2 protein-coding genes are annotated in these 4,011 nt (G+C 75.0%); one reads left to right on the top strand and one right to left on the bottom strand.

Features of this window, described 5'->3' with window-relative positions:
• Nucleotides 1-2,205: type VII secretion protein EccCa (gene eccCa / locus ACSNOH_RS33740; RefSeq protein WP_436725261.1), on the bottom strand; the 2,205-nt coding region annotated here is incomplete at its 3' end.
• Nucleotides 2,206-2,455: 250 nt separating this feature from the next.
• Here eccCa and eccD point away from each other — a divergent pair.
• A complete protein-coding gene (gene eccD / locus ACSNOH_RS33735; protein WP_436725260.1) occupies nucleotides 2,456-3,907 on the top strand; it encodes a type VII secretion integral membrane protein EccD in 1,452 nt (483 codons plus the stop codon).
• The last annotated feature ends 104 nt before the right edge of the window (nucleotides 3,908-4,011 follow it).

Below are 4,011 nucleotides of genomic sequence, written 5' to 3'. Positions count from 1 at the left end.
GGCGCCGGGGGCAGGCGACGACGGCGTCACGGGCGCCGGGGCGGTGTAGGTGACGGGGACCGGTCCGGCGGTGAACAGCACGGGGCGGCGCTCGATCGGCAGGGGCCCCGTGCCGGGCCCCGTGCCAGCGTTCGAGCGGTACGTGCCCGAGACGTACGCGGCCTTGAAGCGCGTCATCTCGTCCGTGCCGAACTTCAGGTAGCCGGAGCCCGGCACCGACGGCAGGTGGTACGCGTCCGGCACGCCGAGCGCCGTGCGCGACTCCGCGGCCGAGAACGTCCGCAGGCCGATCCGGTACGACAGGTACGTCTCCAGGCCGCGCAGCCGGCCCTCCTCCAGCCGCTGCGAGGCCAGCAGCAGGTGCACGCCCAGGGACCGGCCGATGCGGCCGATCTGGATGAACATGTCGATGAAGTCGGGCTTGGCCGTCAACAGCTCGCTGAACTCGTCGATCACCAGAACGAGTGAGGCCAGCGGCTCCAGCGCGGCACCGGCCGCCCGCGCCTTCTCGTAGTCGTGGATGTTGGCGTAGTTGCCCGCCGACCGCAGCAGCTCCTGCCGGCGCTGCAGCTCACCGGTGATCGAGTCGCGCATGCGGTCGACCAGCGTCAGGTCGTCGGCGAGGTTGGTGATCACGGCGGCCACGTGCGGCATCTCCGACATGCCCGCGAACGTCGCACCGCCCTTGAAGTCGGCGAGGACGAAGTTCAGCGTCTCGGAGCTGTGCGTGACCGCGAGCCCCAGGACCAGGGTGCGCAGCAGCTCGGACTTGCCGGAGCCGGTCGCGCCGACGCACAGCCCGTGCGGCCCCATGCCGTCCTGCGCGGCCTCCTTCAGGTCCAGCATCACAGGGGCGCCGTCCTCGCTGACACCGATCGGCACCCGCAGCCGCTCCGCCGCCGACCGGGGCCGCCACGTGCGCGCCACGTCCACCGAGCCCGCGTCGCCCAGCCCCAGCAGATCGGTGAAGTCCAGGTTCGCCAGCAGCGGCTCGTCGCCGTCGCCGCCCCCGCCCATACGCATCGGCGCCAGCTGCCGGGCGAGCGCCTCAGCGGCCTCCGCGGCGAGCGTGTCCGGAACCCCCTCGTAGACCGCGACCTGCGACATCAGCCGCAGCGAGCCCGGCTGCACGACCACCGACAGCCCACCGCGCGGCTCGCCCAGCTCGCCCGTCACCACCTCGACGACGGTCACGCCCTGCAGGCCCTCGGGCGCCGCGAACACCGACTCCGCCGGCACCGCGGCACCGTCCAGCACGACCACCACGTGCGGCTGGTCCAGCAGCGGCTGGCCGTCCCGGCTGAACCGCGTACGGCCCTCCAGGCGCGGCCGCAGCAGGTCCTCAAGCTCGGTCAGGTCGTCACCGATCAGCCGCCTCGCGCCGGCCCCGTCCACCGCCCCGGGCACCTGCACGTGGGGCAGCCACTTCGTCCACTCCCAGTACGACGCGGCGCCCCGTGCGGAGACGACGGCCACCACGAGGTCCTCCGGCGAATGCAGCGTCACCAGCTGCGCCAGCAGCGCCCGCGCCGCCCCGTGCACCGTCTCCGGGTCACCCGAGAGCGTCACGTGGTAGAAGGCGCGCAGCGACAGCGCCACCGGCATGCCCTCCAGCGAACCGTGCGTCGCCAGGAACTGCTGCATCGCCCCCGTCGTCAGCGGCTCCAGCTCGTCTATGGGCGCCGTCTCGGGCGCCACCAGCGGAGTGGCGAGCTGCTGCGTGCCCAGCCCGACGCGGACCTGCGCGAAGTCCTCGTCGCTCGCGCGCCGCTCCCACAGCCGCGTGCCCTCGGCCACCACCGACCACAACTGGTCGGGAGAGGGGTGCAGGTAGAACTGGGCGTCCCGCTGCGCCTTGGCGGTGCGCTGCACGGTGCGCCGGGTCTGCGCCAAGTACTTGAGGTAGTCGCGGCGCATGTCCGCGGTCCGCCCCTGGGTGCCCTGCCGGTGCCGGACGATCATTGCGACGGTCATGCCGAGCGTCGAGCACATCATCAGCACGCCCATGATCTTCATCATCGGGGCGGCGCCCGGCATGAAGAAGTACACCATCGACGAGGCCATGCCGAGCGTCGGCAGGAGCTGCATCAGCAGCCCCTCCTGACGGTCCCTCGGCAGCTCGGGGGGCGCCTCCAGGAGCACCTCCTCGCCGGGCACCTCCGGCGGCAGGGCCCGCGGGGGACGACTGACCACGATCTGGCTCACCGGATGCCTCAACCCCTCCGCACGGCAAGAACAGTTCCGCGTGGTACCGCCTGTCGCCCGGCCGGCGACGGCCCCCCTGCGCGGAACGGTGATCCTATCGGCGTACGTGCACACGCCCCCGATAGGGTGGCCGCACCGTCGCGCACTGTCGCACACCGACGCGCGCGGACCGGCCCGCACGGGGCGCCGGACGGCAACCCGCGGAGCCCGCCCGCGCACCGTGAACCAAGTCAATCAAGGGGCCTGATAGGTGAGTACGTCCGCTGCGACCGGCTTCTGCCGAGTGACCGTCGTCGCGCCCGACAGCCGGATCGACGTCGCCCTGCCGGACGACATCGCCGTCGCCGACGTGTACCCGGAGATTTTGCGCCTGACCGGGCAGACACAGCCGGCCGGCACGCCCACCGGCTACCACCTCGTACGCCGCGACGGCACCGTCCTCGACAGCGCCCGCTCGCTCGCCGCCCAGCGCGTCCTGGACGGTGACCTGCTCGCCCTGCGCCCCTTCGCGGAGTCCCTGCCGCCCGCCGTGCACGACGACGTCAGCGACGCCGTCGCCTCCGCCGTCACCCGCGACCACACCCTCTGGAACGACGGCCTCCTGCGTGCCTGCGGCCTGGCCGGCGGAGCGCTGCTGCTCGGCCTCATGGGGCTCGCCCTGTGGTTCGCCGACCCCGCCCGGCACGACATGCACGGGCTGCCGGGTGCGGTCGCGGCCGCCGCCGGCGTGCTGCTGACGGCCCTCGCGGGCGTACGGGCCAGGGTGTACGCCGACCGCGGGTCCGCCGTCGCCCTGGGCCTCGCGGCCCTCCCGCACATGATGATCGCCGGGGCGGGGATCCTCGCCCCCGCCCAGGGGGAGGGGGCGGGCCGGCTGCAGTTCCTGCTGGGCTGCGCGACCGTGCTCGTCGCGGCCGCCGTGCTCGTCGCCGTCATGCCCGCCGGCGACGCCCCCTTCGTCGCCGCCCTGGCCACCGCGGCGACCGGCACCGTGGCCGCCTTCTGCGCCATCCTCACCGGGGCCCGCCCGGCGGACGCCGCCGCCGTCTGCGCCGTCGTTGCCATAGGGGCCATCGCCTTCCTGCCCGGCCTCTCCGCCCGCGTCGCGCGCCTCCCCGTCGGCTACGCCGCGCCCCGGTCCGCGGCCACCGCGGACCGGACGGGCTCCCGCGGCGGCCTCCACGCCGACCCCGTGGACGCCCGGCGCATCGCCGCCCAGGTCCGCCGCGGCCACGAGCTGCTGCTCGGCCTCGTCGGCGGCTGTGCGGCCGTCGTGACCGGCTCCGCGGCCGTCCTGGCCCTCGCCCCGGGCAGCGGCCCCTGGCCGCGGCTCCTCGCCCTGACCGCCGGCCTGGCGATGCTGCTGCGCGCCCGCCTCTTCCGCTACACCGCCCAGGTGGCCGCCGTCCTCGGCGCGGGCCTCGCCGTGCTCGTCCTGCTCGTCCTCGGCCTCTCCCTCACGCCCCCTGCGGGCGCGGCCGGCGGCTCCCTCGACGTCCGTACGCTCTGGCTGGCCGCCGCCATCACCCTCGGTGGCGGGCTGCTCACCGCCGTGGCGCTGATCGTCCCGGCCAAGGGACTGTCCCCCTTTTGGGGGCGTGTCTCCGACCTGGCCGAGGGCGCCCTGCTCCTGGCGCTCGTACCCTTGTGCCTGGCGGTCCTGGACCTGTACGCGGCGGCCCGCAGCCTGTCAGCCGGCTGACGCGCGGCGTGGGGCGCCGTACGGGGCGCGGCGCGCCTCATGCGGCCCCGCATGAGGCCCCCCAGGCCGGCCGCACGAGGCCCCCGCCGCCCCACCCGCCGGCC

The organism is Streptomyces sp. URMC 127 (assembly GCF_051386535.1).
In the GTDB taxonomy this organism is placed as follows: Bacteria; Actinomycetota; Actinomycetes; order Streptomycetales; family Streptomycetaceae; genus Streptomyces.
The sequence above is the reverse complement of the archived record's forward strand: the minus strand, read 5'-3'. Positions and strand labels throughout refer to the sequence as shown.